This window comes from Streptomyces sp. NBC_00096 (genome assembly GCF_045041305.1).
GTDB lineage: Bacteria > Actinomycetota > Actinomycetes > Streptomycetales > Streptomycetaceae > Streptomyces.
The window spans coordinates 3,921,053-3,945,812 of record NZ_CP108221.1 but is presented as its reverse complement, the minus strand read 5'-3'; the positions used below and the strand labels follow the sequence as shown (position 1 = coordinate 3,945,812).

Below are 24,760 nucleotides of genomic sequence, written 5' to 3'. Positions count from 1 at the left end.
GCCCGGAAGGTGAAGGAGAGGGAGGAGAAGTAGGTTGTGTCGGCACGTGGAGTGGTCTCCTGCGTTCAGCGGCGCGCGTCTGTCTGAACGAAGAGCACACCGAGGAAATGACCCTGGCTTTCGCCTGTGAACCTGAAGGTCAGACTGTGGGCACCACCGGACAGTGCGGGGCTCAGATCGAACACATCCGCGTCATATCCGAGGTTATTCATATGTTCGGGCTGTCGCACGAACGGGGGATGCCCGAATTCCGTGATCGTGGAATTCATAACATCATTAAAAGGATTTTCTCCGTCACTGAGATCGATCCGGCGCCCGCTGTCGGCGGTCACCGTGAGTGAGTCCCCGAGCGTCCCGCGGTCCCCGTCGTACCCGACCACCCCGGCCCGCCCCTGGGCCCCGGGCGCCGCGTCCAGACCGGCGATCTCCACCGTCTCGCCCGCCGCCTCGCCGGCTCCCGCCGCCAGGCCCTCGAACCCGTCCCAGATCGAGACCCTGCGCACCGGCTCCTGCGGGTGCTCGTAGGCCACCACCAGCGTCCAGCCGCCCCAGGCCCCCGTGGCCGAGTGCCCCATGGCGATGTTCAGCTGGGCCACCGTCCACATGCCGGCGCCGCCCTTGCGGACCAGCGGGGTGACGTCGGCGGAGGCCTGGTAGGCATCGCTGCCCGCGTCGCTGCGGTGCCCGACCACCGTGTCGGCCAGCACTTCCTTGTACGCGCCGCCCGGCTCGGCGAGGAGCACCCGGCCGTTGTCCTCCGGCGGCTTCTGCTCGCCGACCCGCAGGTTCCCGCCCCAGTACAGCCGGGCGTACGAGACCTTCGCGCCCTGCGGGACCTTGAGCTCGGCCCGGGTGGAGTTGTAGGTGTCCGGGTCCTTGTCGACCTCGTCGTAGAACATCTCGTAGTCGCCGTTGGTGCCCGCCGCACCCTTGTTGACCTCGGCGCACGGCTCGGCCTGCTCGGCCTCCTGTGCGCGGCAGCCGATGGACGAGTTCGAGGCCCGGACCAGGCCGCCGTGCTGCACGGCCTGATAACGCTGGGTGAAGGGAACCCTGGGGGCTTCCCTGATCAGCGGAGCGCCCAGGCCCGGTGGGGCCGCCGCGCCCGCCACGGGCACGTTCACCGAAAGCGTGAGGCAGGACAGCAGGCCGAGCGTGCCGAGGATTCTGCGGGAGGAACCCATGACCCCGTCTCCATTTTTCGATCAAGGGGACAAAACAGGAGTGAACTTTGTCAGAAATCAGGGGGGAAATCACGCCGGACTCGCTCATACGGCCTTTTGGGCGATAGCACGCACCCTCGGACCGGGCGGGTCGTTATGCGGGTGCACCATTGTTCGAACGGAAAGGAAAAACGGAGATGAAGAAGAGGCTGGTGCGCGGCACCACCATGGCGGTCGCGGGCGCCGCGATGCTGCTGGGCGGCGCGGGCCTCGCCTCCGCGCACGGCGGTGACGGCGCGACGGCGAACGGCTTCACCGGCGAGTCCCCCGGCGTCCTGAGCGGCAACCTGCTCCAGGTCCCGGTCGACGTCCCGGTCAACGTCTGCGGCAACACTGTGAACGTGATCGCCCTGCTGAACCCGGTGTTCGGCAACACCTGCGTCAACGCCTGACGTCAACCGTGCCGCCCGAAACTTCGGCATCCGAGTGAAGACACGCAACCCAAACCACGGTTGCGCCGTTGATCCGAGTGCTTGAGTACCGGGCAATCCTGCAAAAAAGGGACCATCATGATCAAGAAGTTTGCGGCCGGCGCAGCGGTTGCCGCCTCGTTCGTCGGCCTGGGTGCCGCCATGGCCCCGCAGGCCATGGCCATCGGCAACGACGCCGGCATCAACACCGTGAACGGCAACGGCGCCTCGCAGATCTACGGCAACCAGGCCACCTACGGCAACATGAGCCCGCAGATGGCGCTGATCCAGGGCTCGTTCAACAAGCCCTGCATCGCCCTGCCGGCCAAGGCCAACGTCCAGTCCGTCCTGGCCCTGGTCAACGTCGGCGTCCAGGACATCCCGGTCCTGTCCAGCCCGCAGAACCAGCAGTGCACCGAGAACTCCACCCAGGCCAAGGGCGACGAGGCTCTCTCGCACATCCTCAGCAACATCCCGGTTCTGTCCGGCAACGGCTCCGCCGGCAGCTGACAGCACCCGCGCACCGCGCCAGTGGGGCCGTCGCACCTTCGGGTCGCGGCGGCCCCGCCGCATGTCGGGACTCGAATTGGGGGCCGGGCGAATCCGGTCAGAATTCAGGACGCGCAGGCATCTGAGTGAATTGCCGACACGCCCGCCAAAATCCCCGGTTTCTTTTCCCGGACCCACTCGTTGTTATTTCTGCAGCGGATAGACCTCTGCGGGAAGGAATCGAAAACAAATGACGTACAAGAAGGCAGTGGTCCTGGCCGCCGGCATTCTCATGGCTGCCGGTGCCGCCTCCCCCGCCATGGCCGACGCGGCCGCCGAGGGCCAGGCCGTGGGCTCCCCCGGCGTCCTGTCCGGCAACGTGCTCCAGGTCCCGGTCCACATCCCGATCAACGTCTGCGGCAACACCGTCAACGTGGTCGCGCTGCTGAACCCGGCCTTCGGCAACACCTGCGTCAACGCCTGACGAAGCGCCTGCGCCCGCAAGGGCAGGCCTCCTCGGGGTGGCCTCGGAGTGCACGGCGGTGCACTCCGAGGCCACCTTCGATTCAGCACCGGCCGCCAGTGCCGGTAGACAGGGAAGGACCCATGCGACAGGTACTGAGCCGACAGGTACTGGGCAAGGGGGTGCTCACCGCGGCCGCTGCGTCCAGTCTGCTGTCGATCGCGACCGGCGCGGCGTACGCGCAACCCGGAGCGATGGCCGAGGCCTCCCATTCACCGGGTGTGCTGGCCGGCAACAGCGTCTCGGTACCGATCACCTTCTCGCCGAACGTGTGCGGCAACACCGTGGACGCCGGAGCGGGCCTCAACCCCGCGATGGGCAACAACTGCGCCACCACGACCGGCTCCGACGCCGGGTACGACTACGAGCGCTACCTCAGCCCGGAGCAGGCGGAGAAGTTCGGGCGCTACCTCGACGAGCGCGACGAACGCCGCGAGCGTCACGAGCGCGAGGACCGCGAGGACCGTGGCGGCTACGGCGAGCGCGGGCCCGAGGACCGCGGTGGCTACGGCGAGCGCGGGCCCGAGGACCAGCCCGAGCACCAGTACCAGCCCCAGCACCGGGGCGGCCACGGCGACGACCGCGGCCCCGGGCAGCACGGCGGCTACGGAGACTCGGGCGGCGGGAACTCCGGGAGCGGCGAGGAGGAGTGCGACGACCACCCCGCTCCGGAGCGGCCCGCGCCGAGGCCGCAGCACCCGCCGAAGCCGCACGCCGAACACCCGCCGGCCCCCGCTCCGCACCACGCGCCGCCCGCGCCGAAGCCCAGGCCGAGGCCCCTGCCGAAGCCCGAGGCGGAGCACCCGGCGCCCGCACCGGCGCCCGCGCCCGTAGAGGAGGCTCCCGCGCCGCAGCCGGTCCCGGCTCCCGCGCCGGCACCCGTACCGCTGCCCGCCCCGGCACCGGCGCCCGCGCCCGCGCCCGTACAGGAGGCCCCCAAGCCGCTCCCGGCGCCCGCCCCCGTGGCGGAGGAGGCCCCGCACACGCTCCCCGCCCCGGCCCCCGTCGAGCAGGAGGCTCCCGCGCCGATGCCGCCGCACGGCAGCCAGTTCGTGGAGCACCCCGCACCGGCCCCCGCGCCTGCCCCGGCGCCCGCGCCCGCCCCGGCGCCCGAGGCCGTCCGGCCGGCCGACCAGCCCCCGGCGGCCCCGGCCGGTGACCTTCCCGTCCACCTGCCGCCGGCTCCGCAGCCCGCACCGGCACCGGCACCGGCACCGGCTCCCGCACCGGCTCCCGCCCCCGCGCCGATGACCGTCCCCGCCCCGGCACCGGCTCCCGCCACCGCGCGGGCGACCGCGCCGGAGCTGGCCGCGACCGGCGCCGGGCAGACCGGCGCGGCGGCGGCCCTCGCCGCGGCGCTGATCCTGGGCGGCGCCATTCTGTACCGCAGGTCCAGTATCGCCTGACGGCAATACTGGTAATCGGAAGAAATATCGGCCGGAGAATCCCTTGTCGGATTCTCCGGCCGTTGCCGTGTTCGGTTCCGCGTTTCCGCAGCGGCGGGGAATCGTTAGCCAGGTCGAAAGTGGCGCGACGGTCGCCACTGACACCCCTGAAAAAGGATTCGATAATGAAGCTCTCGAAGGTCGCCGCAGTCGTCGTCGGCTCCGTCGCCGCCCTCGGCGCCGCCTCCCCCGCCTTCGCCACCGAGGCACCGGCCGTCCCCATGAGCCTGACGAGTGGATTCACGGAGGTCACCAACGCCGTCAACCCCGTCTCGGAAGCGCTGCCGCAGACCGTGGGCAACGGGCTGGCCGAGCAGGGCGAGAGCGTCGAGAAGGTCGTGACCACCGTCCAGAAGGTCAACGAGGTCCGCAACAACGCGCCCGGCGAGGTGATGCACCTCGCGAACGGGGCCACCCAGGCGTCCCCGCTGCTCGGCGGCGTGAAGCTCAACGGCGGCGCGAACCACTGACGGACCCGTTCCGTTCTCCTGCCGACATGACTGTGGGCGCCACCGGCGAGGCCGGGGCGCCCACAGTCGTTTGGTGCGTCTGACGTCAGTCGTTGACGCAGGTGTTGCCGAACGCCGGGTTCAGCGCGCCGATCACGTTCACGGAGTTGCCGCAGACGTTGACCGGAACGTGGACCGGGACCTGAGCCAGGTTGCCCGAGAGGACACCGGGGGAACCCACGGCCGCGCCCTCGGCCGACGAGTCGGCCATGGCGGAGCCGGCGGCACCGGCCGCAGCGAGACCAGCGGTGGCCAGGACCAGGGCGGCCTTCTTGGCAGTGTTCATGGGAAGTGCACCTTCTCTTCGATGTTCTGCCCCGATTCCGGGGCTCACATCGAGCGAAACGGTCCAGCTTCCCAGACGACACGGTTCCGCACGCGATCAGACCTGTTCAGCCCAATAGTCGTAACCGCGTGCGGGTCCGTTCGAGGGTCCGGCCGCCTACGGGAGGAAGTCGGGGAGGTCCGGGACGATGTCCAGCGGCGGCAGGGCCGGCACCGCGGGCGTCACCCCGGGTACCGCCGGAACCGCCGGGATCGCAGGGATCGCCGGCACTGCTGGGATCGCCGGTACTGCCGGTACTGCCGGAGCCGCGGGTACCGCCGGTGCCGCCGGTGCCGCCGGAGCCGCCGGAGCTACCGGAGCTACCGGAGCCACGGGAACCGCGACCGGGAGCGCCGGGATCTCCGGGATCTTGGGGATGTCCGGGATCGAGGGGAGCGGCAGCTTGGGGATGTCCGGGATCCCCGGCAGGGCCGGGAGCTTGGGCAGCTGGATCGCGGGGATCTTGACCCCCGGGAGCAGGTTGCCCAGGCTCGAGGTCAGGTCCGTCAGGATCTTGGAGATCGACGCGAGGAGGTCGTCGAGGGGACCCGCCGCCGCCACCCTCTCGTCGATCTTCTCCTGGGCTGCCGCCACCCGGTTCGCGGCGGCACCGGCACCCTCGGCGGCGACCGCGGGGGCGACCGCGCCTGCGAGTATGACGACTGCCAGGGCCGACGGGACGAGGACGCGGACGCGGGAGGCCTTGGTGCGGTGCATGGATGATCCTTCTGGTGGTCGCTCAGGAGCGGACCCGAGCGATCCGCTTCCTTACCCACCGTGCGAACGTGTTCTACGGACCGCAACAGGAAGACGGGGGCTCCGCTGCCGCTGCGGGGTGCGTACGGGCTTCGCGCAGGCGTCCGGGGGCGGCTCACCCCACCCGGGGAAAACCTGCCCGCCGGCAGGCCGTTTGAGTGAAGCAGCGGAACCAACCCCCCGGCAGGACAGTTGATCAGGGCGCTCCACTAGCGGGCACTCGTGCGACAAAAGGATCAAGATGCTCAAGAAGATCATGACTGCTGCCGCGGTCACCGCCGCCGCCGTCGGCGCGGGCGCTGCTGTTGCGGCCCCGGCCATGGCCATCGGCAACGACAACGGGATCAACACCGTCAACGGCAACGGCGCCTCGCAGATCTACGGCAACCAGAAGACGACTGGCGACATGAGCCCGCAGCTCGGCGTCATCCAGGGCACGCTGAACAAGCCCTGCATCGGCCTGCCGGCCAAGGTCAACGCGCAGTCCCTCATCGCCCTGGTCAACGTCGGCGTCCAGGACATCAACGTCCTGTCCAACCCGCAGAACCAGCAGTGCACCGAGAACTCCACCCAGGCCAAGGGCGACGAGCCGCTCTCGCACATCCTGGACAACATCCCGGTCCTGTCGGGCAACGGCTCCGTCGGCAGCTGATCTCCGCTCCCCTTTGTGGTCCGGGCACCTGGAGCCCGTGGAGCGATGCAGTGATGTAGCGACGCGTTGACGTGACGAGGGCCCCGGCAGCCTCCAGCTGCCGGGGCCCTCGTGTGCCGTCGGGCCCTTTCGCCGACGGGCCCGGTCAGCCGGTCCAGAACTCCCACCACCGGGTCAGGATCAGCATCCCGATCACACCGGTGTGCAGGGCGGGCGGGGCCCAGCCGAATTCGGCGAAGAAGCCTCGCACCGGCGCCGGTGCGGGCAGGATCCCCGTACTCACGGTGTGCGCCGTGACCGCCCAGAACATCAGCAGGGTGGCCACCCAGGTCAGGCAGCACCACAGGCAGAGCGCGTTGATCTCGTAGAGCGACTGGGCCATGAGCCAGGAGCAGAATCCGACGCCGAAGAGCATTCCGGCGTTGAGTCCCAGCCAGAACCAGCCCCGGTGGCGGGCGCCGGCCAGCAGCCCCGCGCCCACGCACACGACCGCCCCGTAGGCGACCAGGCCCAGCAGGGGGTTCGGGAAGCCGAAGGCCGCCGCCTGCTCGCTCTTCATCACGCTGCCGCAGGACACGACGGGGTTGAGGCTGCAGGCGGGCTTGAAGTCCGGATCCTCCAGCAGCAGGAACTTGTCCAGGGTGATGACCCAGGCGGCCAGCACCCCGGCGGCCCCGGTGAGCAGCAGCAGCCAGGCGAGCGCGCGGGAGGCCGCCTGCGGTTCTGCGTCTTCGCGTTGGTGGGGCCGGCCCTGCTGGCGGGGGACGCCCACGGTATTCGTTGCCATACGGTCATGGTCCCGCTCTTGCCGCCGCGATCGCGTCCAACCATGCTCATCCCCGGGGAGGTTGACCTGAAGGGGTGGCGGGAACCCCCGATGCTTCCCGGACGTTTTACCGAACCCCGGACGTGATGTCAGACCCAGGGGCTACGTTGTGCTTCCGTGAAGTGACGAGCTGCGACGGCCTGGAGACCCACCTTGAGCGATCCGTACGAGACAACCGAGGCGCACCTCGAGCGACTCCTGGGCCGCGCCCTGAACTCCTTCGACCTGCCGGACCGGTTGGTCGAGCGCCTCGGGACGGCGCTCGCCCACAGCTCCTCGCTCCACACCACCCGCCACAGTCCGGCGGCGGGATCTTGGCGGGAGATCCGCCGGCACGTGTACCTGCTGTCCGACGGTGAGTCAGTGACCCTGTGGGAGCTGGCGCACCGCAGGGAAAGCGGCCTCTCCATACGGTTCGAGGTCTTCGCCAGCAAGGCGGAGACCTGCCTCGCGGTGGCCCGGCTGTTCGGCGAGGCCCCCTCGCAAGTGGCCCGGGACCTCACGGAGGTGAGGGCCGAGGCGGAGCCGGAGAGCGACATCGCGGTGCTGAGCGCGCTGTTCACCAACCCGACCCCGGCCCAGCGGCACCGCGAGTACGCGGTGGAGGAGTCCGCGGACCACGCCCGCCGGGTACTGCGCCGCGCGGAGAACCCGGACCGGCCGGGCGAGAGCGTGGCACTGCTCCTGCGCTCGGCGTACGCGCACCGGATCACGCAGGCGTTCGGGACCCGGCAGTGCCTGCTCGACGGGCGGGACGCCGGCTTCAGCCTGTACGAGCACGCCTTCGTGCTGCTGGACGGCGGCGAGTTCAGCCTGTGGGAGGTCGAGCACACGGCGACGCCCGACGGGCGGCACATGTGCGAGGTCTACGAGACCGAAGCGGCCGCGCGCGGAGCCATGGAGCTCCGCGCGCGGGTGAGGTGACGGCCGGCCCGGTGAGGTGACGGCCGGTCCGGGTGGGACGACCGCCGGGCCTAGGCCGCGACGGTGACCTTCGCGGGCTCGGCCGTGGCTGCCGGGGCGGCATCCGCGTCCTGGGCCGGCGGGGCCGCGTCCTGTTTGCGCATGCCCTTCAGGAGGATGACCAGACCGGCGGTGGTGGCCGTACCGGCGGCGATGGCGATCAGGTAGAGCAACGGGTTGCCGATCAGCGGGATCACGAAGATGCCTCCGTGCGGGGCCCGCAGGGTGCACTCGAAGGCCATCGAGAGCGCCCCGGTGACCGCCCCGCCGGCCATGGCGGCGGGGATCACGCGCAGCGGGTCGGCCGCGGCGAAGGGGATGGCGCCCTCGCTGATGAAGGAGGCGCCGAGGAACCAGGCGGCCTTGCCGTTCTCGCGTTCGGTCCTGGAGAAGAGCCGGCCGCGGACGGTGGTGGCCAGCGCCATCGCGAGCGGCGGCACCATGCCGGCCGCCATCACGGCGGCCATGACCTTGAGGCTGCCCTCGTTGGGGGTGGCGAGGCCGCCGATGGCGAAGGCGTAGGCGACCTTGTTGAGCGGGCCGCCGAGGTCGAAGCACATCATCAGGCCGAGGATGACGCCGAGGATGATCGCGTTGGCGCCGGAGAGGCCGGACAGCCAGTCGGTGAGGGCCTGCTGGAGCGAGGCCACGGGCTTGCCGACGACCAGGAACATCAGGAACGCGGTGACGGCCGAGCCGATGAGCGGCAGCACGACGACGGGCATGATCCCGCGCAGGGCGGCGGGGATCCTCAGCCTCTGGACGGCGAGGACGGTGGCGCCCGCGATGAGGCCGGCGATCAGGCCGCCGAGGAAGCCGGCGTTGATGGTGAGGGCCACGGCGCCGCCGACGAAGCCGGGTACCAGACCGGGGCGGTCGGCCATGCCGTAGGCGATGTAGCCGGCGAGGACGGGGACGAGGAAGCCGAAGGCGAGGCCGCCGGTCTGGAACAGGAGCGCGGCCCAGCTCGCGGCCTCGGTCCAGACGAAGTGCTCGGCGACCGAGGGGGCGGTGTTGATCTCGTACCCGCCGATGGCGAAGGCGAGCGCGATCAGGAGCCCGCCGGCGGCGACGAAGGGGACCATGTAGCTGACGCCGGACATCAGCCAGGTACGGAGCTTCGCGCCGTAGCCGTCGGCTTCCTCGCCCTGCTGGTCGACCGGAGCCTGCCGGGCGGTGACCTCGCCGCGCTCCGCCTTTTCGCGGGCCTCCGCGAGGAGTTCGGCCGGGCGGTTGATGCCGGCCTTGACGCCCACGTCGACGGTGGGCTTGCCGGCGAAGCGGGCCCTTTCCCTGACCGGGACGTCGTGGGCGAAGACGACCGCGTCGGCGGTGGCGATGGCTTCGGGGGTGAGCTTGGTGAAGCCGGCGGAGCCCTGGGTTTCGACCTGCATGTCGATTCCGGCCTCGGCGGCGGCCTGCTGAAGGGCCTCGGCGGCCATGTAGGTGTGGGCGATGCCGGTGGGGCAGGAGGTGACGGCCACGATGCGGAACGGGCGCCCTGCGGGGCTCTCCCCCACCTCGCCCCTTCCCGAAACCGGGGCTCCGCCCCCGGGCCCCAGCTCCTCAACCGCCGGCGGGGCCGGATTGACCAATGCTGCTGCTTCCGCCGGGGTCTTCGCCTCGCGCAGGGCCTCGACGAACTCCGGGCGCATCAGGCGGCGGGCCAGGGAGGAGAGGATCGACAGGTGGGCGTCGTCCGCGCCCGCCGGGGCCGCGATCAGGAAGATCAGGTCCGCCGGGCCGTCCGGAGCCCCGAAGTCCACCCCGGAGGGGGCCCGGCCGAAGGCCAGGGTGGGGACCGAGACGTGCGCGCTGCGGCAGTGCGGGATGCCTATCCCGCCCTCCAGACCGGTCGGCATCTGGGCCTCGCGCGCCGCCACGTCCGCCAGGAAGCCGTCCAGGTCGGTGACCCGGCCCAGCGCCACCATCCGTTCGGCGAGGGCACGTGCCGCCCCCTCCTTGGAATCGGCGGACAGGTCGAGGTCGACCAGTTCGGCCGGCAGAGGGCACTGCATCATCTCGCTCATCGCTCCTCGCTCATTTCGGACAGGGGGAGATCCAGGGGCAGGTCCTGGGTGACGTGGACCGCGTCGGGCCGCAGGTCCGAGGGGGCCGGCATGACGCTGCCGGGCAGCTGGACCGCGGCCGCCCCGTGGGCCAGGGCGGAGGCGAGGGCCGCGGGCCCCGTACCGCCCGCGATCAGGAAACCGGCGAGGGAGGCGTCGCCCGCGCCGACGTTGCTGCGGACCGAGGAGACGGCGGCCGTGCCGTAGTACGTGCCCTCCCCGGAGACCAGGAGCTGGCCGTCCGCGCCCAGGGAGGCGAGGACCGCGGCCGCGCCCAGCGAGCGCAGCTCCTCCGCGGCCTTGACCACGTCGCCGAGGGTGGCCAGCGGCCGTCCCACCGCCGCCGCCAGCTCCGAGGCGTTCGGCTTGATGACGTCCGGGCGGGCTGGCAGCGCCGCGAGCAGTGCCGGGCCGGAGGTGTCCAGGGCGATGCGGGCGCCCGCCGCGTGGGCGCGGGCCACGATGTCGGCGTACCACTCGGGCCGCAGGCCGCGCGGGAGGCTGCCGCAGCAGGCGATCCAGGCGGCGCCGCCCGAGAAGGTGCGGACCGTCTCCAGGAGGAGGGCCGATTCCTCGGGCGTCAGTTCCGGTCCGGCCGCGTTGATCTTGGTGAGAGTGCCGTCCGGTTCGGCGACCGAGATGTTGGAACGGGTCTGGCCGGCGATGGAGACCGCCGTGACGTCCACGCCCTGGGCGCCGAGGAGTTCGGCGATCAGCGCGCCCGGCGCGCCGCCGAGCGGCAGGACCGCGGTCGTACGGACGCCCGCGGCGGCCACCGCGCGGGAGACGTTCACGCCCTTGCCGCCGGGGTCCACCCGGTCGCCGGTGGCGCGCAGTACCTCACCGCGGTCCAGCGAAGGGACTTCGTAGGTCCGATCGAGGGAGGGGTTGGGGGTGACGGTGAGGATCATACGAGCACAACTTCCGTACCGGCGGACTCGATCGCCGTCTTGTGGGCGGGGGCGAGCCTCGTGTCCGTGATGAGGAGGTCCACGTCCGCGAAGGAGCCGAAGCACGCGAAGTGCTCCTGGCCCGCCTTGGCGGAGTCGGCGAGGAGGACGACGCGGCGGGCGGCGGTCATCGCGGCCCGCTTGACGGCCGCCTCGGCGAGGTCGGGGGTGGTCAGGCCGCCGTCCGCCGTGAAGCCGTTGGTGGCGATGAAGGCGACGTCGGCGCGGATCTCGGAGTACGCGCGCAGCGCCCACGCGTCCACGGCGGCCCGGGTGCGGTGCCGGACCCGGCCGCCGACGAGGTGGAGGTCGATGCCGGTGTGGTCGGCGAGCCTGGCGGCGACGGGCAGCGCGTGGGTGACCACGGTGAGCGCGATGTCCACGGGGATAACGGCCGCGAGGCGGGCCACGGTGCTGCCGGCGTCGAGGACGACGCTGCCGCCGTCGGGCAGCTCGGCCAGGGCGGCGGCGGCGATGCGGTCCTTCTGGTCGGCGGCGGTGGCCTCGCGCTCGGTGAGGTCCGGCTCGAAGTCGAGGCGGCCGGCCGGTATGGCGCCGCCGTGCACCCGGCGGAGGAGACCGGCCCGGTCCAGGGCCTTCAGGTCGCGGCGCACGGTCTCGGCCGTGACCTGGAACTGCTCGGCCAGGGACAGGACGTCGACCCGGCCGGCCTCGCGGGCGAGGCGGAGGATCTCCTGCTGGCGCTCCGGTGCGTACATGTGGTTTCAGATCCGTTCGATGCCCGACTCTGTGGGTTCCCTTGTACCGTACGCCCGCTTGCAGCCAAAAACAAAACATACGGGCATGTCCGCCAACAGAAGCGGACATGCCCGTATGTGGTGCGCAGGTGCGCGGGGTAAGTCTGGAGTGCCTGGTGCGCCTGGTGCGCCTGGTGTCAAGCGGCCGGGACCTTCTCCGCGGACGGCTCGCCCGCGTGCTCCGAACCGCCCTCGCGCTGCTCCATCGGGATCGCCTTGCGCGGCAGCATGAACATCACGGCGAAGATCACGACCAGGACGGCCACGACCCACCACAGCGCGTTGCGGAAGGCCTCGACGTACGGCGGCCCGAAGACCAGGTCGTTGTCGATGACCCCGAAGAAGACCACGGAGGTCAGGCCGAGGCCCAGCGCGTTGCCCATCTGGCCGGTGGTGTTGATCAGGCCGGACGCCGAGCCCGCGTGCTCGCGCGGCACCTCGGACAGCACGGTGTCGGTCAGCGGGGCGATGATCAGGCCCATGCCCGCGCCCATGATGATCAGCGGGGCGGCCATCTGCCAGGAGGCGATGTCCATCCCGTAGCGGTCCGACTCCCAGATGTAGAGGAGTACGCCCGAGGCCATGACCAGCGCGCCGGCCTGGAGCACCTTGCGCCCGAAGCGCGGTACGAGCTTCTGTACGGACATGCCCGCGGCGGCCGAGACGGCCAGGGAGAACGGGATGCCGGTGGTGCCGGCCTTCAGGGCGCTCCAGCCGAGGCCCATCTGCATGTAGAGCGTCCAGACCAGGAAGAAGATGCCGGTCGCGATGCCGAAGGTCAGCTGGACGGCGACGCCGCCCGCGAAGCTCTTGACCTTGAAGAGGGAGAGCTCGACCAGCGGGGAGCCGTCCTTGCGGATCTTGAACTTCTCGTAGGCGATGAAGGCGCCGAAGACCAAGGGCGAGGCGATCATGCAGACGAAGCCCCACACCGGCCAGTCGTTCTCACGGCCGTGGGTGAGCGGGAAGATCAGCATGACCAGGGCGAGGGTCGCGAGCACGACGCCCACCAGGTCCAGCCGCAGCGCCTTGGGCGCCTTGGACTCGGAGATGAACTTGCGGCCCAGGATCACGCCGGCGATGCCGACGGGCAGGTTGATCAGGAAGATCGGGCGCCATTCGAGACCGAGGATGTTCCACTCGGTGAGCAGCGCGCCGAGCATCGGGCCCGAGACGGCGCCGAGGCCGACGATCGCGCCGAACATGCCGAAGACCTTGCCGCGCTCCTGCGGCGGGAAGGTGACATGGATGATCGCGAGCACCTGCGGGACCATCATGGCGGCCATGCCGCCCTGGAGGATGCGGGAGGCGACGAGCACGTCGGGGCTGGGCGCGATGCCGCAGAGCAGCGAAGCGGTGGTGAAGCCGGCTATGCCGATGAGGAAGAGGCGCTTGCGGCCGTAGATGTCACCGAGACGGCCGCCGGTGATCAGGCCGGCGGCGAAGGCGAGCGCGTAGCCGGCGGTGATCCACTGGATGGCGCTGGTGGAGGCGCCGAGGTCCTCGCGCATGCGGGGGATCGCGATGTTGACGATCGTGACGTCGACCAGGTCCATGAAGGCGGCGGTCATCACGATGGCGAGCGCGAGCCAGCGGCGGCGGTCACCGGCGGAGGTGCCGGTCTCCGCCGTCGGGGCATCGCTGGTGGAGCGGGTCTCTGCGGGGGGATCGGTCCGCTCTTCTTGTACGGGCCCGTTCTTTCCTTCGGGCGATGACTGGGTCGTCTCGGTGCTCATGAGGAGAAACCTAGACGGCATGTAGGTCAGGTGGTGTCCTATTTGGCTGGCAACCTGGAATCCATGACCGATACCCCGGCCCGGCTCCTCACCCTGCTCTCCCTGCTGCAGACCCCGCGCGAGTGGCCCGGCAGCGAGCTGGCGGAGCGGCTGCGGGTGAGCGCCCGCACGATCCGGCGCGACATCGACCGGTTGCGGGAGCTGGGGTACCCGGTGGAGGCCACGCTCGGCTCGGAGGGCGGCTACCGGCTGGTGGCGGGGGCGGCGATGCCGCCGCTGGTACTGGACGACGAAGAGGCCGTCGCGATCGCGGTGGGGCTGCGGGCGGGGGCCGGGCACGCGATCGAGGGGGTCGAGGAGGCGTCCGTACGGGCCCTCGCGAAGCTGGAACAGGTCCTGCCGGGCCGGCTGCGGCGCCGGGTGAGCGCACTGCAGTCGGCGACGGTCGCGCTGACCCGGGGGGACGGGGCGAGCGTGGATCCGCGGACGCTGACGGTGATCGCGTCGGCGGTGGCGGGTCCGGAGCGGCTGCGGTTCGCGTACCGCGCGCGGGACGGGGTGGCCTCGCGGCGGCTGGTGGAGCCGTACCGGCTGGTCAGCACCGGGAGCCGGTGGTACCTCGTGGCCTACGACATGGAGCGCGAGGACTGGCGGACCTTCAGGGTGGACCGGGTGGGCGAGCCGTGCGCGACGGGGGCGAGGTTCGTGGGGCGGGAGCTGCCGATGGAGGCGGTGGAGTTCGTCCGGCGGGGGCTGCGGGGCGGGGAGACGTACCGGGTCGACGTGACCTTCGCGGGGGCCCTCGGGGAGCTGCCGGGATGGGTACGGGAGCTCGCGGGGGTGGGGAGCCCCGGCGCGGGGGGCGGGGTCCGGGTGGCGTTCGAGTCGGCGGACTCGCCGGAGTGGCTGGTGGCGCGGCTGGGGCTGGTGGGGGTGCCGTTCACGGTGCACGGGCCGGGCTTCCTGGCGGAGGCGGCGGGGGCGCTCGGCGCCCGGCTCACGGGGGCGGCGGGCCCGTAGCGGGCGCAGGCGGGTACGGGTGCAGGATCCTCGGCCCGTACCGCGACGGGGTGGGCGGGGCGGGGTGGGAAAAGGGGGAGCCCCCGGCACCTGGGGGGGGTTAGGTGCCGGGGGCTCGTTCCGGGGGTCAGGCCGCTGCGTCGAAGCCCGTGTCCCGGGCCATCCGCTTCAGTTCGAGGAGCGCGTGCTTCTCGATCTGGCGGATCCGCTCGCGGGTCAGGCCGTGCTGCTTGCCCACCTCTGTCAGGGTACGCTCCCGGCCGTCCTCGATGCCGTAACGCATCTTGATGATCGACGCCGTCCGCTGGTCCAGCTTGCCCAGCAGGTCCTCCAGCTCCTCGCTGCGCAGGAGCGACAGGACCGACTGCTCCGGGGAGATCGCGGAGGTGTCCTCGAGGAGGTCGCCGAACTGCGTGTCGCCGTCCTCGTCCACGCCCATGTTCAAGCTGACCGGGTCGCGCGCCCAGTCCAGCACGTCACCGACCCGCTTCTCCGTGGTGTCCAGCTCGGCGGCGATCTCCGCGTGCTCCGGGTCACGGCCGTTCTCGCGGTTGAACTCGCGCTGGACCCGGCGGATCCGGCCGAGCTCCTCCACCAGGTGGACGGGGAGGCGGATGGTGCGGGACTGGTCCGCGATGGAACGGGTGATGGCCTGGCGGATCCACCACGTGGCGTACGTGGAGAACTTGAAGCCCTTCGCGTAGTCGAACTTCTCGACCGCGCGCACCAGGCCGGCGTTGCCCTCCTGGATGAGGTCGAGGAGGGGCAGGCCGCTGCGCGGATAGCGGCGGGCGACGGCGACCACCAGCCGGAGGTTGGAGCGGATGAAGACTTCCTTCGCGCGCTCACCCTCGGCGGCCAGGACCTCGAGCTCCTCCTGGGAGGGCTTCTTGCCCTTGCGCTCTATCGCGCCGTCGAGGATCTGCTGGGCGTAGACGCCCGCCTCGATGATCTGCGAGAGCTCCACTTCCTTGGCGGCGTCGAGCAGCGGAGTGCGTGCGATCTCGTCCAGGTACATGCCCACCAGGTCGCGGTCTGCGATCTCCCCGCCCGCAGCGCGAGCGCTGCTCGTGGACTGACGACGGGCGACGGCGCGGGTTGCCATGCGTGCTCCCTTGCGATGAGTTCGGTCGCGGTGCTGCGGCTGCCAGGACACTCTCCCGAGTGCCCGCTTCCGAAGGAAACAACGACTGGAATCGGGACAGAATTCCCACGTTGCTCCCTCTTTTTCGAGATCTTGCAGTATCCTGCCCCGCCACCCCCCGACACGAGAGGTTCCGCGATGCCCCCAGAGCCCGAAGAGGTGCAGGTCAGGGCGGGAGTGGAGGCCGACCTCGAGGCCCTCACGGACCTGTACAACCACTACGTCCGTGAGACGGCCGTCACATTCGACACGGCCGCTTTCACCCCGGAACAGCGCCGCCCGTGGCTGCACTCCCACCCCGTAGACGGCCCGCACCGGCTTCTGGTTGCCTGGATCGGCGATCGAATCGCCGGATACGCCACAAGCAGCCAATTTCGCCCCAAAGCGGCCTATGACACCTCGGTGGAGGTCAGCGTCTACCTCGCCCCGCACGCGGTGGGCCGGGGCATCGGCGGTCTGCTGTACGAATCCCTCTTCGCGGCGCTCGCCACGGAGCCGGTCCACCGGGCCTTCGCCGGCATCACCGTCCCCAACATGCCCTCGATCCGGCTGCACGAACGCTTCGGCTTCCGGCAGGTCGGGGAGTTCTCGGAGGCTGGCCGGAAGTTCGACCGGTACTGGGACGTGCGGTGGTACGAGAAGGATCTGCACCACCCCTCCGAGTGAAGGATCGGCATGGTCCTCCGGCACGTGCAGCCGGTGCTCGACCAAGTCGTCTCCCCGGGCAGCGACGACATCACCCGCGACCGGACGCGCAAGCGGCGCGAGTACGCCCGTGCGGGCATCCCCGTATACGCCCTGATCGACGACCTCGGCGACGGCGGCACCGTCACCGTGCTGACCTCGCCCGACCCTGAGAAGGCCGCCTACGAGGACGAAGTGCGGGCCCGCTACGGGACCCCCGTCGCGATCCCGGCCGGTCCGGCCAAGGGCTTCGCCATCGGGGAGGACGTCACCGGTCCGGGCCGGAGCGGCGGGTAGCGACCCCCGGGCAGGCCTGGCAGGCCGGTGGGCCCGACTGGGTCCACCACTTGCAGGACGGGCGGAGGTGGCAGGCGGGGAGGGGGGTCGCCGGTGGCGGCGGGGCGGCCGTCAGGCGGGCGGCCAGGGTGCAGGTGTCGCCCGCGCGGTTGAGGCAGTACGGGACGCAGTGCGAGGCCAGCCGCAGCAGGCGGCGCGGTTCGGTGCCGGGCGGGAGTCCGGCCAGGGCTTCGGCGGCCGGGCGCGGGGCGGGGAGGTAGGCCGGGGGTCCGTCGAGGCCTTCGCGGACCGCCAGGACCACCGACTCCGCCGCGTACGCCGAGCCGCTGGGGCACCAGAGCGGGCCGCCCGCGGCCGCGGCGCGGCCGGCGCTGCGGCCGGAGGGGGCCACCCGGTCCGCGGCGCGGCCGGTGCTGCGGCCGGAGGGGTTCACCGGGGCATGGCGGCGGCTAGCCGAACTGCAGGGAGCGCTTCGAGAGGCCCATCCAGAAGCCCGAGACCGGGGTGGCGGCCGTGGCGAGCTCGGCTTCGGCGGCGCCCAGGGTGACGAACAGCGGGGCGAAGTGCTCCGTGCGCGGGTGGGCGAGGCGGCCCGCCGGGGACTTGGCCTCGAAGTCCAGCAGGGCGTCGACGTCGCAGGCGGCCAGCGCCTCCCGGCCCCACGCATCGAACTCCGCCGACCAGCCGGGGACCCCCGGGCCGGTGTGGCGAAGCGCGGCCAGGTTGTGGGTGAAGAAGCCGCTGCCCACGATGAGGACGCCCTCGTCGCGCAGCGGGGCCAGCTTGCGGCCGATGTCCATCAGGCGGCGCGGGTCCAGCGTCGGCATGGATATCTGGAGCACCGGTATGTCGGCCGCCGGGAACATCTCCACCAGGGGGACGTACGCGCCGTGGTCCAGGCCCCGGTCGGGGACGTCCTGGACCGGGGTGCCGGGGGCCTTGAGCAGTCCCCGTACCGCCGCGGCCAGCTCGGGGGCGCCGGGGGCCCCGTACCGGACCTGGTAGTAGTGCTCGGGGAAGCCCCAGAAGTCGTAGACCAGCGGGACCGGCTCCGTGGCGCCGAGGGCGAGCGGGGCCTCCTCCCAGTGGGCGGAGACCATCAGGATCGCCCGGGGGCGGGGCAGGTCGGCGGACCAGGCGGCCAGTTCGCCGGGCCAGACCGGGTCGTCCGCCAGGGGCGGGGCTCCGTGGCTCAGGTACAGCGCCGGCATCCGGCCGGTTTCGGGCGTCGTGACTTCGGAGGTCGTCATCAGGGGCTCCAGGAATCGTCAAGGCGGGCCGCCGGACAAAGACTAACCCCGCATCGTTCAAATTTGAACGATGCGGGGTCTTCAGTCATTCCCGCAACCCCGGCCGGGGCCCGGACCGGGTCAGTGGGCGATCACCGGGACCTTCACGTCGGCGTCGGAGTCCACGCCCTCGGCAACCGGGCCGCCGGCGCCCGGACGGCCCGTGGTGATGAGGGTCAGGGCGATGAGCGAGCTGGCCACCAGGATGCCGACGGCCCACCAGATCGCGGAGGAGTAGCCCTCCACCATGGCCTGGGCCTGGATCAGCTTGGCCGCGGAGCCGCCCGCCGCGGCCTGGGCCGCGTGGTCGGTCAGGTACGCGGTCGTCGCGGAGGCGGCGATCGTGTTCAGCAGGGCGGTGCCGATCGCGCCGCCCACCTGCTGCGAGGTGTTGACCATCGCGGAGGCGACACCGGCGTCGGCCGGGTTCACCCCGTACGTGGCCAGGGACATGGCGGGCATGAACGCCGTACCCATGCCGAGGCCCAGCAGCAGCTGCGCCGGAAGGATCAGCGCCGGGTACGAGGAGCCGACCTCCAGCTGCGTCAGCAGCAGCATGCCGCTGGCGGCGATCATGAAGCCGGGGCCCATCAGCAGGCGCGGCGGAACCCGCGTCATGAGGCGGGCGCCGATCTGCGTGGAGCCGGTGATCATGCCCGCGATCATCGGGAGGAAGGCGAAGCCGGTCTTGACGGGCGAGAAGCCCTTCACGACCTGCAGGTAGTAGGTGAGGAAGAGGAACAGGCCGAACATCGCGATGACGGCGAGGCCCAGCGAGAGGTACACGCCGCCGCGGTTGCGCTCCAGCAGGACGCGCAGCGGGAGCAGCGGGTGGGTCGTGCGGGACTCGACGAAGACGAACGAGGCGAGCAGGACCACGGAGGCCACGAACATGCCCACGGTCAGCGCGTCCGACCAGCCGGCCGACTCGGCGCGGGTGAAGCCGTAGACGAGGGCGACCAGGCCGCTCGTGGACAGCAGCACGCCGGGGATGTCGAGCGGTGCGCGGTTACGGCCGCCGGCCGGCTCACGGATGATCATCCAGGCGCCGGCGGCGGCGATGATCGCGAACGGGATGTTGACGAAGAACGTCCAGCGCCAGTTCAGGTACTCGGTGAGGAAGCCGCCGAGGATCAGGCCCACGGCGCCACCGCCACCGGCGATCGCACCGTAGATGCCGAAGGCCTTGGCGCGCTCCTTGGCGTCGGTGAACATGACGGCCAGCAGCGAGAGCGCGGCCGGTGCGAGCAGTGCGCCGAAGGCGCCCTGCAGGGCGCGGGCGCCCAGCATCATCGCCTCGCCCTGGGCGGCGCCGCCCAGCGCGGAGGCCAGGGCGAAGCCGGCGAGGCCGGTGATGAAGGCGTTCTTGCGGCCCCACTTGTCGGCGATGCGGCCGCCGAAGAGGAGCAGTCCGCCGAAGGCCAGCGCGTACGCGGTGATGACCCACTGGCGGTTTCCGTCGGAGATGCCGAGGTCGGCCTGGGCGGAGGGGAGGGCGATGTTCACGATGGTGGCGTCGAGGACGACCATCAGCTGCGCCAGGGCTATGAAGACCAGGGCCTTCCAGCGGCTGGGGTCGGCGGCAGCCAGCGGCGGGTTCGCGGCTGTTTTGGACATGGGGGTACCCACTTCATGGTGCGAGACGACTGAAAAGGAAGGTTCTATGCCGGTTTAGGGCGAGTTCACGACGCTAACGGGCGCGACCCGGGGCGTCACATGGTTTTCCGCCTCAGGTCCGCCAGCGTGGTCGCCGAGCCCGGCAGTTCGGAGCGGGCCGGGGCCCTCAACCCGTCGAGGAACAGCTGCAGATGGCGGTGGACGAAGATGTCCGCGTCGAAGCAGGCCGTACCCGGGAGGGGGCGGCTGAGCTGGGACAGCGCGATCATCAGGTCGCCGACGCCGACGTCCGTGCGCACCAGCCCGGAGGTCCGGCAGGCGCCCAGCAGGGCCTCGACGGCCTCCTCCAAGGCCTCGCGGGAGGCCAGGAGTTCGGGGTGGTCGTGGTCGAAGTCGCTGGAGAGCATGGGGCACAGGGCGCCGATCCGCTCGTCCGCCGCCGCGTGCGTGAAGCGGCACAGGGCGGCGAAGGCGTCCGGCTCCCCGGCCAGCGAGTCGAGGGCCAGTCCGGTCACCCGGTCCATGCCGAACAGCACGACGTGGTGGACCAGGGTCGGCCGGTCGGGGAAGTGCCGGTAGAGCGTGGCGTTGCCGACGCCGGCCCGGCGGGCGATCTCGTCGAGGGGGGCCGCGGGGCCGAACTCCACGAGGACGTCACGGGCGGCGGTCAGGATGCGCTCGCGGTTGCGGACGGCGTCGGCGCGCGGACGCGGCACCCTGCCGTCCGCGGCGGCGGCCGCGGGCCCGGTGGGCGCGTTGGCCACGGTGGGCGCGGTGGGCGCGGCCGCGCGGGCGACCTTGCCCTTGGCCGTACTGCCGCCCGCACCCGCACCCGCGCCCAGGCCCGTCACGGCCCCCGGCGCCGCGAGGTCGAGGGCAGCCTCCGGGTCCGGTACGGGCAGGGCCGCCGGATCGGTGGTGGCGGGGCTCTTCATCCGGGACTCCCTGGCAGGTGGGTCGTGGGTCCGCTCGAAACGGGGAGCGGCTCCCCGGTTCATGGGGACTCTGGTTCAAACGGGGAAGAGGTCCCCGCTTATTTCACCCTCCCGTGTGACCTGGGTCACACCACTCCGGGCCGCTTGCTCCCGTTTGGCCGCTCCCGGCGCGCGGGCCCGCCCCCGCCGTCGGAGGGTGAGCCCACAGAGCGCAGTCCGGACCCGGCCGGCTGCCGCGGACCCGAAGGCCGATCTCCATGCCGCAGACGCGCCACCGGATACGCAAGCCAAGCCGCACCAGCGCCTACATCGGCATCACCGCGCTGGCCCTCGGCGTCACGGCGACCGCGAGCGCGGGCATATCCAGCCGCAACCACTCGGCGGCCGGGCCGGTGGCCGCGACCACCGTCGAGTCGATGCTCGCGCCCTGCCGGATCGCGGGCGCGATGGGCGTGCAGATGTCCGAGGGGCTGCCGACCGCACCGGGGTACGCGCGCTCGACCGGTGAGGTCCGGGCGCTGAACCTGATGATCGACTTCCCCGACGCCAAGGGCGAGGGCACGGCGGCCGACCGGCTGGCGGAGTTCTTCCCGAAGACCTCCGACTGGTTCCGCACCAGCTCCTACGGGCGGCTGACCTACCGGGCCGAGGCGCCGATAAAGAACTGGCTGCGGATGCCGATGCCGTTCGCGTCGTACGGGATCGAGCGGGGTTCCGCGTACGACCCGGGCTACCGCCAGCTCGTCGAACACATCATCAAGGCCGCCGACGCCGAGGTCGATTTCTCCCGGTATGACCTGATAAATATCCTGGTCACGCCGAACGCGGGGCCCTCCGCCCTCGACACCGTCCTCTCCGTCACCTTCTCCGGCAACGGCGAGGCCCCGATGGCCGACGGTGTCCCGCTCGCCAACACCTCCTTCGTCTTCAGCCGCCAGGACGACGGCTCGGGCTCCTACCAGGAGACGGGCTACCGGGTGCTCCCCCACGAGAACGGGCACATCTTCGGACTGCCCGACCTCTACACCGCCGACGGCGGCGGCACGGTGGGCCACTGGGACGTCATGAGCGAGGACTGGGGCGCCAACAACGACCTGCTGGGATGGCACAAGTGGAAGCTGGGCTGGCTCGACAGCGCCCAGATCAGCTGCGCCGGGAAATCCGGGGTCAGCGACCACGTGCTGAGCCCGCTGGCCGTCGGGGGCGGCACCAAGCTGGCGTTCATCCCCGTCTCGGAGAGCGCCGGATACGCCGTGGAGGTGCGCACCCGGGCCGGGAACGACGACGCCGTCTGCAAGCCCGGGGTCCTCATCTACAAGGTGGACTCCGAGGTGGACACCGGCCGCGGGCCCGTCACCGTCTCCGACAGCTCCGGCGCGAGCGGCGGCTGCACCCGGCGGCCCAACGTGCACGCGGAGCTCTCGGACGCGCCGTTCCGCCCGGGCGAGACCTTCACCGACGAGAAGGCGGGCATCAGCGTCTCGGTCGTGGGCGAACTGCGCAACGGCAGCTACCAGGTCCGGGTCACCCGCCCCTGAGCCCCACCGGGCTCGGGGACGGGCCGAGCAGCGGCCCGAAGTGACGAGCAGCGGCCCGAAGTACTGACGACCGGCCCGCCGGATAGCGACCTACGGCCCCCCGCCGGACCGCGTCCGTACGGCGAGGGTTGAAGGCCAAGCCGTGTGACGACGTAGTAAGGAGACTCGTGAAGGCCTTCGCGCTGCGCCGGACCGGCGAGCCGCCCGCCGTGATGGACCGGCCCGTCCCCGAGCCCGGGCCGGGCGAGGTCCTCGTGCGCACCACGGCCGCGCTCATCTGCGCCTGGGACGGGCACCTCGCCGCCGGGGCGCCCACCGGGCTCGGCCACGAGGCCGTCGGCGTCGTCGAGGGCATCGGCCCCGGGGTCTGCCCGTCCTACGTCGGCCGGCGGGTCGGCGTGGAGGGCCACGGGCGGCTCGCCGAGTTCTTCCGCGCCCCGGCGGCCGGGGCCGGGCTGGTCCCGCTCCCCCGCGCCATCTCCGACCACCAGGCCCTCTACGCGGCCGGCGCGCTCCCCACCGGCTTCGCCGCCGCCGAGGAGTCGGGGCCGCCGCCGGGCGCGAGCGTCGTCGTCTTCGGCCAGGGCGCCGTCGGGCTCGGCGCCACCATCGCCGCCGGCCGGCTGCGCGGGGCGCGCGTGATCGCGGTCGAACCGGAGATGAAGCGCCAGCGCCTCGCCCTGCGGTTCGGGGCGGACGTGGTGATCGACCCGGCCTACGAGGACACCACCGAGCGGATCCTGGAGCTCACCGGGGGCGCCGGCGCCGACCGCGCGATCATGGCGACGGCCGCGCCCGCCGCCGCGACGGCCGCCCGCGCGGGACTCTCCGGCGGCGGGCGGATCACGTACGCCCGCTGCCGGCCGCCCCGCAGCAGCGGCGCGCGGCTCGCGCGGGCCCTGCGGCTGATCGGCGAGGGGCTGGTGGACCCGACGGTGATCACCACCCACGAGTTCCCCTTCGACCGCGTCGACGAGGCCTTCACCCGGCTCGCCGCCCGGGAACCGGGCATGATCAAGCCGGTCATCGTCTTCCCGCGGCACTAGGGCGGGAGGGCGCGATCGGGAGCGCGGCGGGGCCGCGTGGCAGGGTGGGGCCGGACACCGGATCGAGCGGGGGGACCCCATCCATGAACCGCCACATCGAGTTCGAGCGGCTGCACAACTTCCGCGATCTCGGGGGCTACCGCACGGACGACGGCTCCACCGTCGCCTGGGGCGCCCTCTACCGCGCGGACTCGCTCGGCAAGCTCGACGGAGCCGACTGGGACCGCTTCCTGGAACTCGGCGTCCGCACGGTCATCGACCTGCGCTACCCGTGGGAGATCGAGGCCAAGGGCCGGATACCGGAGCCCGAGCGGTTCACGTACGCCAACCTCAGCATCGAGCACCGGCCCTACGACCAGGCGGAGATCGACCCGGACACCGATCCGTGGCGCTTCCTCGCGGACCGGTTCGCCGAGGTCGCCGAGGACGGCGTGGCGGAGATCCGGGCCGCGATCGAGCTGCTCGCCGAAGGCCCGGGCCCGGCGGTGTTCCACTGCACCTCGGGCAAGGACCGCACCGGCCTGATCGCGGCGCTCGTCCTGACCCTCCTCGGCGTCGACGAGGAGCAGATCCTTGTCGACTTCGCCCTGACGGAGCTGGCCACCGCCCGCCTGACGGCCGACTGGCACACCGCCAACCCCGGCCGCACCATGCGCTGGCCCTCGTACGGCCGCGCCCCCGCCGAGATCCTGCGCCTGACCCTGGCCGACCTCGCCGCCCGCCACGGCTCGGTCCGGGCCTACCTCACGGACCGGGTCGGCATCACCCCGGCCACGACGGAGCGGCTGCGCACCCGCTTCCTGACCGGCTGACGGGCTCCGTGGCCACGGACGCGCCGCAGACCTCCGCCCTCATCGCCCGGGCGGCCGCGCAGGACCCCGACATCCGTGCCGAGGTGTCGAGCGAGCTGCCCGGAGCACTGTCCGGCGAGGCGGGCGACCCCGTGCTGGCGGCCCTGGTCCGGCTGACCTCCGACGAGGAGGCGTACGTCCGCGAGCAGGCCACCTTCGCGCTGGGCCAGCTCGCCGAGGTGGACGGCCCGGACATCAGGGCGGCCCTGTGGCGGCGCGTCGACGACACGGACCCGGAGACCCGCGAGGAAGCCGTACGCGGCCTCGCCGTGCGGCGGGATCCCGGCTCCGTCGCGCTGCTCGCGGCACTGCTCGACGAACCGACGGCGTACGTCCAGACGTTCAACGCGGCGGCGGTGCTCGGCGATCCGGGGCTGCTGCCTTCGCTGAACAAGTACGACCCGGCGGATCCCGGTGTCGGCGAGGCCCTCGCGGCCTGCGACCCGGCCGCCCGGGAGCGCCGCGATGCCGCGGCGTGCGCGCTGCTGGAGGCGGTCTGCGCCCTGCTGCCCGAGGCCGGCGCGGCCCTGTACGCCTCGCGCTTCGAGGCGAACCTGACGCTGCTGCTCATCACCCCCGGACGCGGCGAGGTCACGTGGGACGCGGACGCCCTGCTGGTCCGCGCCGGCGGGGATGCCCGGCGGGCGGCGCAGCTGGCCGCCGGAGACCTCTGAGGGGGGTCCTGGAAAGGCCCCGTGCCCCCGC

Annotated in this window: 27 protein-coding genes; 14 read left to right on the top strand and 13 right to left on the bottom strand. The window is 72.0% G+C overall.

Going from position 1 to position 24,760, the window contains the following annotated elements; translation table 11 throughout:
* Positions 1-65: 65 nt before the first annotated feature.
* Positions 66-1,184 (bottom strand): DUF3344 domain-containing protein, encoded by a 1,119-nt coding sequence (locus tag OG904_RS17410; protein ID WP_405491932.1) that lies wholly within the window; start codon positions 1,182-1,184, stop codon positions 66-68.
* A 176-nt stretch (positions 1,185-1,360) separates the two neighbouring features.
* Here OG904_RS17410 and OG904_RS17405 point away from each other — a divergent pair, with 176 nt between their 5' ends.
* The 5 genes from OG904_RS17405 (at position 1,361) to OG904_RS17385 (ending at position 4,560) form a co-directional block, all read left to right on the top strand.
* Positions 1,361-1,615 (top strand): chaplin, encoded by a 255-nt coding sequence (locus tag OG904_RS17405; protein ID WP_405491930.1) that lies wholly within the window; start codon positions 1,361-1,363, stop codon positions 1,613-1,615.
* A gap of 117 nt (positions 1,616-1,732) precedes the next feature.
* Positions 1,733-2,143, top strand: coding sequence for a rodlin (locus tag OG904_RS17400; protein ID WP_405491928.1), 411 nt, complete (start codon positions 1,733-1,735; stop codon positions 2,141-2,143).
* A gap of 229 nt (positions 2,144-2,372) precedes the next feature.
* Complete coding sequence (locus OG904_RS17395) at positions 2,373-2,606, top strand: chaplin (RefSeq protein WP_405491926.1); 234 nt, start codon at positions 2,373-2,375, stop codon at positions 2,604-2,606.
* Positions 2,607-2,728: 122 nt separating this feature from the next.
* Positions 2,729-4,051 carry a chaplin gene (locus OG904_RS17390; protein ID WP_405491924.1) on the top strand — a complete coding sequence of 441 codons (1,323 nt, stop codon included), beginning with the start codon at positions 2,729-2,731 and terminating at the stop codon, positions 4,049-4,051.
* A gap of 164 nt (positions 4,052-4,215) precedes the next feature.
* Positions 4,216-4,560, top strand: coding sequence for a hypothetical protein (locus OG904_RS17385; RefSeq protein ID WP_405491922.1), 345 nt, complete (start codon positions 4,216-4,218; stop codon positions 4,558-4,560).
* An 85-nt stretch (positions 4,561-4,645) separates the two neighbouring features.
* Here the strand turns inward: OG904_RS17385 and OG904_RS17380 are convergent, their stop codons facing one another.
* Together OG904_RS17380 and OG904_RS17375 are read right to left on the bottom strand one after the other, a co-directional pair.
* Positions 4,646-4,885 (bottom strand): chaplin, encoded by a 240-nt coding sequence (locus OG904_RS17380; RefSeq protein WP_328299156.1) that lies wholly within the window; start codon positions 4,883-4,885, stop codon positions 4,646-4,648.
* A gap of 156 nt (positions 4,886-5,041) precedes the next feature.
* Entirely contained in the window at positions 5,042-5,641 is a 600-nt protein-coding gene (locus tag OG904_RS17375) for a hypothetical protein (RefSeq protein ID WP_405491920.1), read from the bottom strand.
* Positions 5,642-5,921: 280 nt separating this feature from the next.
* Here OG904_RS17375 and OG904_RS17370 point away from each other — a divergent pair, with 280 nt between their 5' ends.
* Entirely contained in the window at positions 5,922-6,332 is a 411-nt protein-coding gene (locus tag OG904_RS17370) for a rodlin (protein ID WP_405491918.1), read from the top strand.
* A 145-nt stretch (positions 6,333-6,477) separates the two neighbouring features.
* Here the strand turns inward: OG904_RS17370 and OG904_RS17365 are convergent, their stop codons facing one another.
* Complete coding sequence (locus OG904_RS17365; RefSeq protein WP_405491916.1) at positions 6,478-7,119, bottom strand: vitamin K epoxide reductase family protein; 642 nt, start codon at positions 7,117-7,119, stop codon at positions 6,478-6,480.
* Between the two features lie 192 nt (positions 7,120-7,311).
* On the opposite strand from OG904_RS17365, the gene OG904_RS17360 reads away from it, so the two are divergent.
* On the top strand, positions 7,312-8,082 hold the full coding sequence (locus OG904_RS17360) for a DUF6227 family protein (RefSeq protein ID WP_405491914.1): 771 nt from the start codon (positions 7,312-7,314) through the stop codon (positions 8,080-8,082).
* A 50-nt stretch (positions 8,083-8,132) separates the two neighbouring features.
* On the opposite strand, the gene OG904_RS17355 is transcribed toward OG904_RS17360, so the two are convergent.
* The 4 genes from OG904_RS17355 to OG904_RS17340 form a co-directional block, all read right to left on the bottom strand.
* A complete protein-coding gene (locus OG904_RS17355) occupies positions 8,133-10,151 on the bottom strand; it encodes a fructose-specific PTS transporter subunit EIIC (protein ID WP_405491912.1) in 2,019 nt (672 codons plus the stop codon).
* Complete coding sequence (gene pfkB / locus OG904_RS17350; protein WP_405491910.1) at positions 10,148-11,101, bottom strand: 1-phosphofructokinase; 954 nt, start codon at positions 11,099-11,101, stop codon at positions 10,148-10,150. Before pfkB ends, OG904_RS17355 begins: the two co-directional genes overlap by 4 nt.
* Positions 11,098-11,859: a DeoR/GlpR family DNA-binding transcription regulator gene (locus OG904_RS17345; protein WP_405491908.1), complete on the bottom strand. Its 762-nt coding sequence runs from the start codon at positions 11,857-11,859 to the stop codon at positions 11,098-11,100. The genes pfkB and OG904_RS17345 overlap by 4 nt, the downstream gene beginning before the upstream one ends.
* A gap of 176 nt (positions 11,860-12,035) precedes the next feature.
* Positions 12,036-13,634, bottom strand: a complete 1,599-nt coding sequence (locus tag OG904_RS17340) for an MFS transporter (RefSeq protein WP_405491906.1) — start codon at positions 13,632-13,634, stop codon at positions 12,036-12,038.
* Between the two features lie 63 nt (positions 13,635-13,697).
* Between OG904_RS17340 and OG904_RS17335 the strand changes: the two genes are divergently transcribed.
* Positions 13,698-14,654 carry a helix-turn-helix transcriptional regulator gene (locus OG904_RS17335; protein ID WP_405491904.1) on the top strand — a complete coding sequence of 319 codons (957 nt, stop codon included), beginning with the start codon at positions 13,698-13,700 and terminating at the stop codon, positions 14,652-14,654.
* Between the two features lie 127 nt (positions 14,655-14,781).
* Here OG904_RS17335 and OG904_RS17330 read toward each other — a convergent pair whose 3' ends face one another.
* Positions 14,782-15,759 carry an RNA polymerase sigma factor RpoD/SigA gene (locus OG904_RS17330; protein ID WP_405491902.1) on the bottom strand — a complete coding sequence of 326 codons (978 nt, stop codon included), beginning with the start codon at positions 15,757-15,759 and terminating at the stop codon, positions 14,782-14,784.
* Between the two features lie 177 nt (positions 15,760-15,936).
* Between OG904_RS17330 and OG904_RS17325 the strand changes: the two genes are divergently transcribed.
* Both OG904_RS17325 and OG904_RS17320 read left to right on the top strand, forming a co-directional pair.
* Positions 15,937-16,464 carry a GNAT family N-acetyltransferase gene (locus OG904_RS17325; protein WP_405491900.1) on the top strand — a complete coding sequence of 176 codons (528 nt, stop codon included), beginning with the start codon at positions 15,937-15,939 and terminating at the stop codon, positions 16,462-16,464.
* Between the two features lie 9 nt (positions 16,465-16,473).
* Positions 16,474-16,779, top strand: a complete 306-nt coding sequence (locus OG904_RS17320) for a hypothetical protein (RefSeq protein WP_405491898.1) — start codon at positions 16,474-16,476, stop codon at positions 16,777-16,779.
* Here the strand turns inward: OG904_RS17320 and OG904_RS17315 are convergent.
* The 4 genes from OG904_RS17315 to OG904_RS17300 form a co-directional block, all read right to left on the bottom strand.
* Positions 16,751-17,212 (bottom strand): hypothetical protein, encoded by a 462-nt coding sequence (locus OG904_RS17315; RefSeq protein WP_405491896.1) that lies wholly within the window; start codon positions 17,210-17,212, stop codon positions 16,751-16,753. The genes OG904_RS17320 and OG904_RS17315 overlap by 29 nt on opposite strands.
* A 16-nt stretch (positions 17,213-17,228) precedes the next feature.
* Positions 17,229-18,029 (bottom strand): dioxygenase, encoded by an 801-nt coding sequence (locus OG904_RS17310; RefSeq protein WP_405491894.1) that lies wholly within the window; start codon positions 18,027-18,029, stop codon positions 17,229-17,231.
* Positions 18,030-18,149: 120 nt separating this feature from the next.
* Positions 18,150-19,685, bottom strand: a complete 1,536-nt coding sequence (locus OG904_RS17305; RefSeq protein ID WP_405491892.1) for an MFS transporter — start codon at positions 19,683-19,685, stop codon at positions 18,150-18,152.
* Between the two features lie 95 nt (positions 19,686-19,780).
* Positions 19,781-20,449 (bottom strand): TetR/AcrR family transcriptional regulator, encoded by a 669-nt coding sequence (locus tag OG904_RS17300; protein ID WP_405498078.1) that lies wholly within the window; start codon positions 20,447-20,449, stop codon positions 19,781-19,783.
* Between the two features lie 428 nt (positions 20,450-20,877).
* Here OG904_RS17300 and OG904_RS17295 point away from each other — a divergent pair, with 428 nt between their 5' ends.
* The 4 genes from OG904_RS17295 (at position 20,878) to OG904_RS17280 (ending at position 24,729) form a co-directional block, all read left to right on the top strand.
* On the top strand, positions 20,878-22,158 hold the full coding sequence (locus OG904_RS17295; protein ID WP_405491890.1) for a M6 family metalloprotease domain-containing protein: 1,281 nt from the start codon (positions 20,878-20,880) through the stop codon (positions 22,156-22,158).
* Positions 22,159-22,325: 167 nt separating this feature from the next.
* Positions 22,326-23,204, top strand: coding sequence for a zinc-binding dehydrogenase (locus OG904_RS17290; protein WP_405491888.1), 879 nt, complete (start codon positions 22,326-22,328; stop codon positions 23,202-23,204).
* Between the two features lie 83 nt (positions 23,205-23,287).
* Positions 23,288-24,016, top strand: a complete 729-nt coding sequence (locus OG904_RS17285; RefSeq protein WP_405491886.1) for a tyrosine-protein phosphatase — start codon at positions 23,288-23,290, stop codon at positions 24,014-24,016.
* An 8-nt stretch (positions 24,017-24,024) separates the two neighbouring features.
* On the top strand, positions 24,025-24,729 hold the full coding sequence (locus OG904_RS17280; RefSeq protein ID WP_405491884.1) for a HEAT repeat domain-containing protein: 705 nt from the start codon (positions 24,025-24,027) through the stop codon (positions 24,727-24,729).
* The last annotated feature ends 31 nt before the right edge of the window (positions 24,730-24,760 follow it).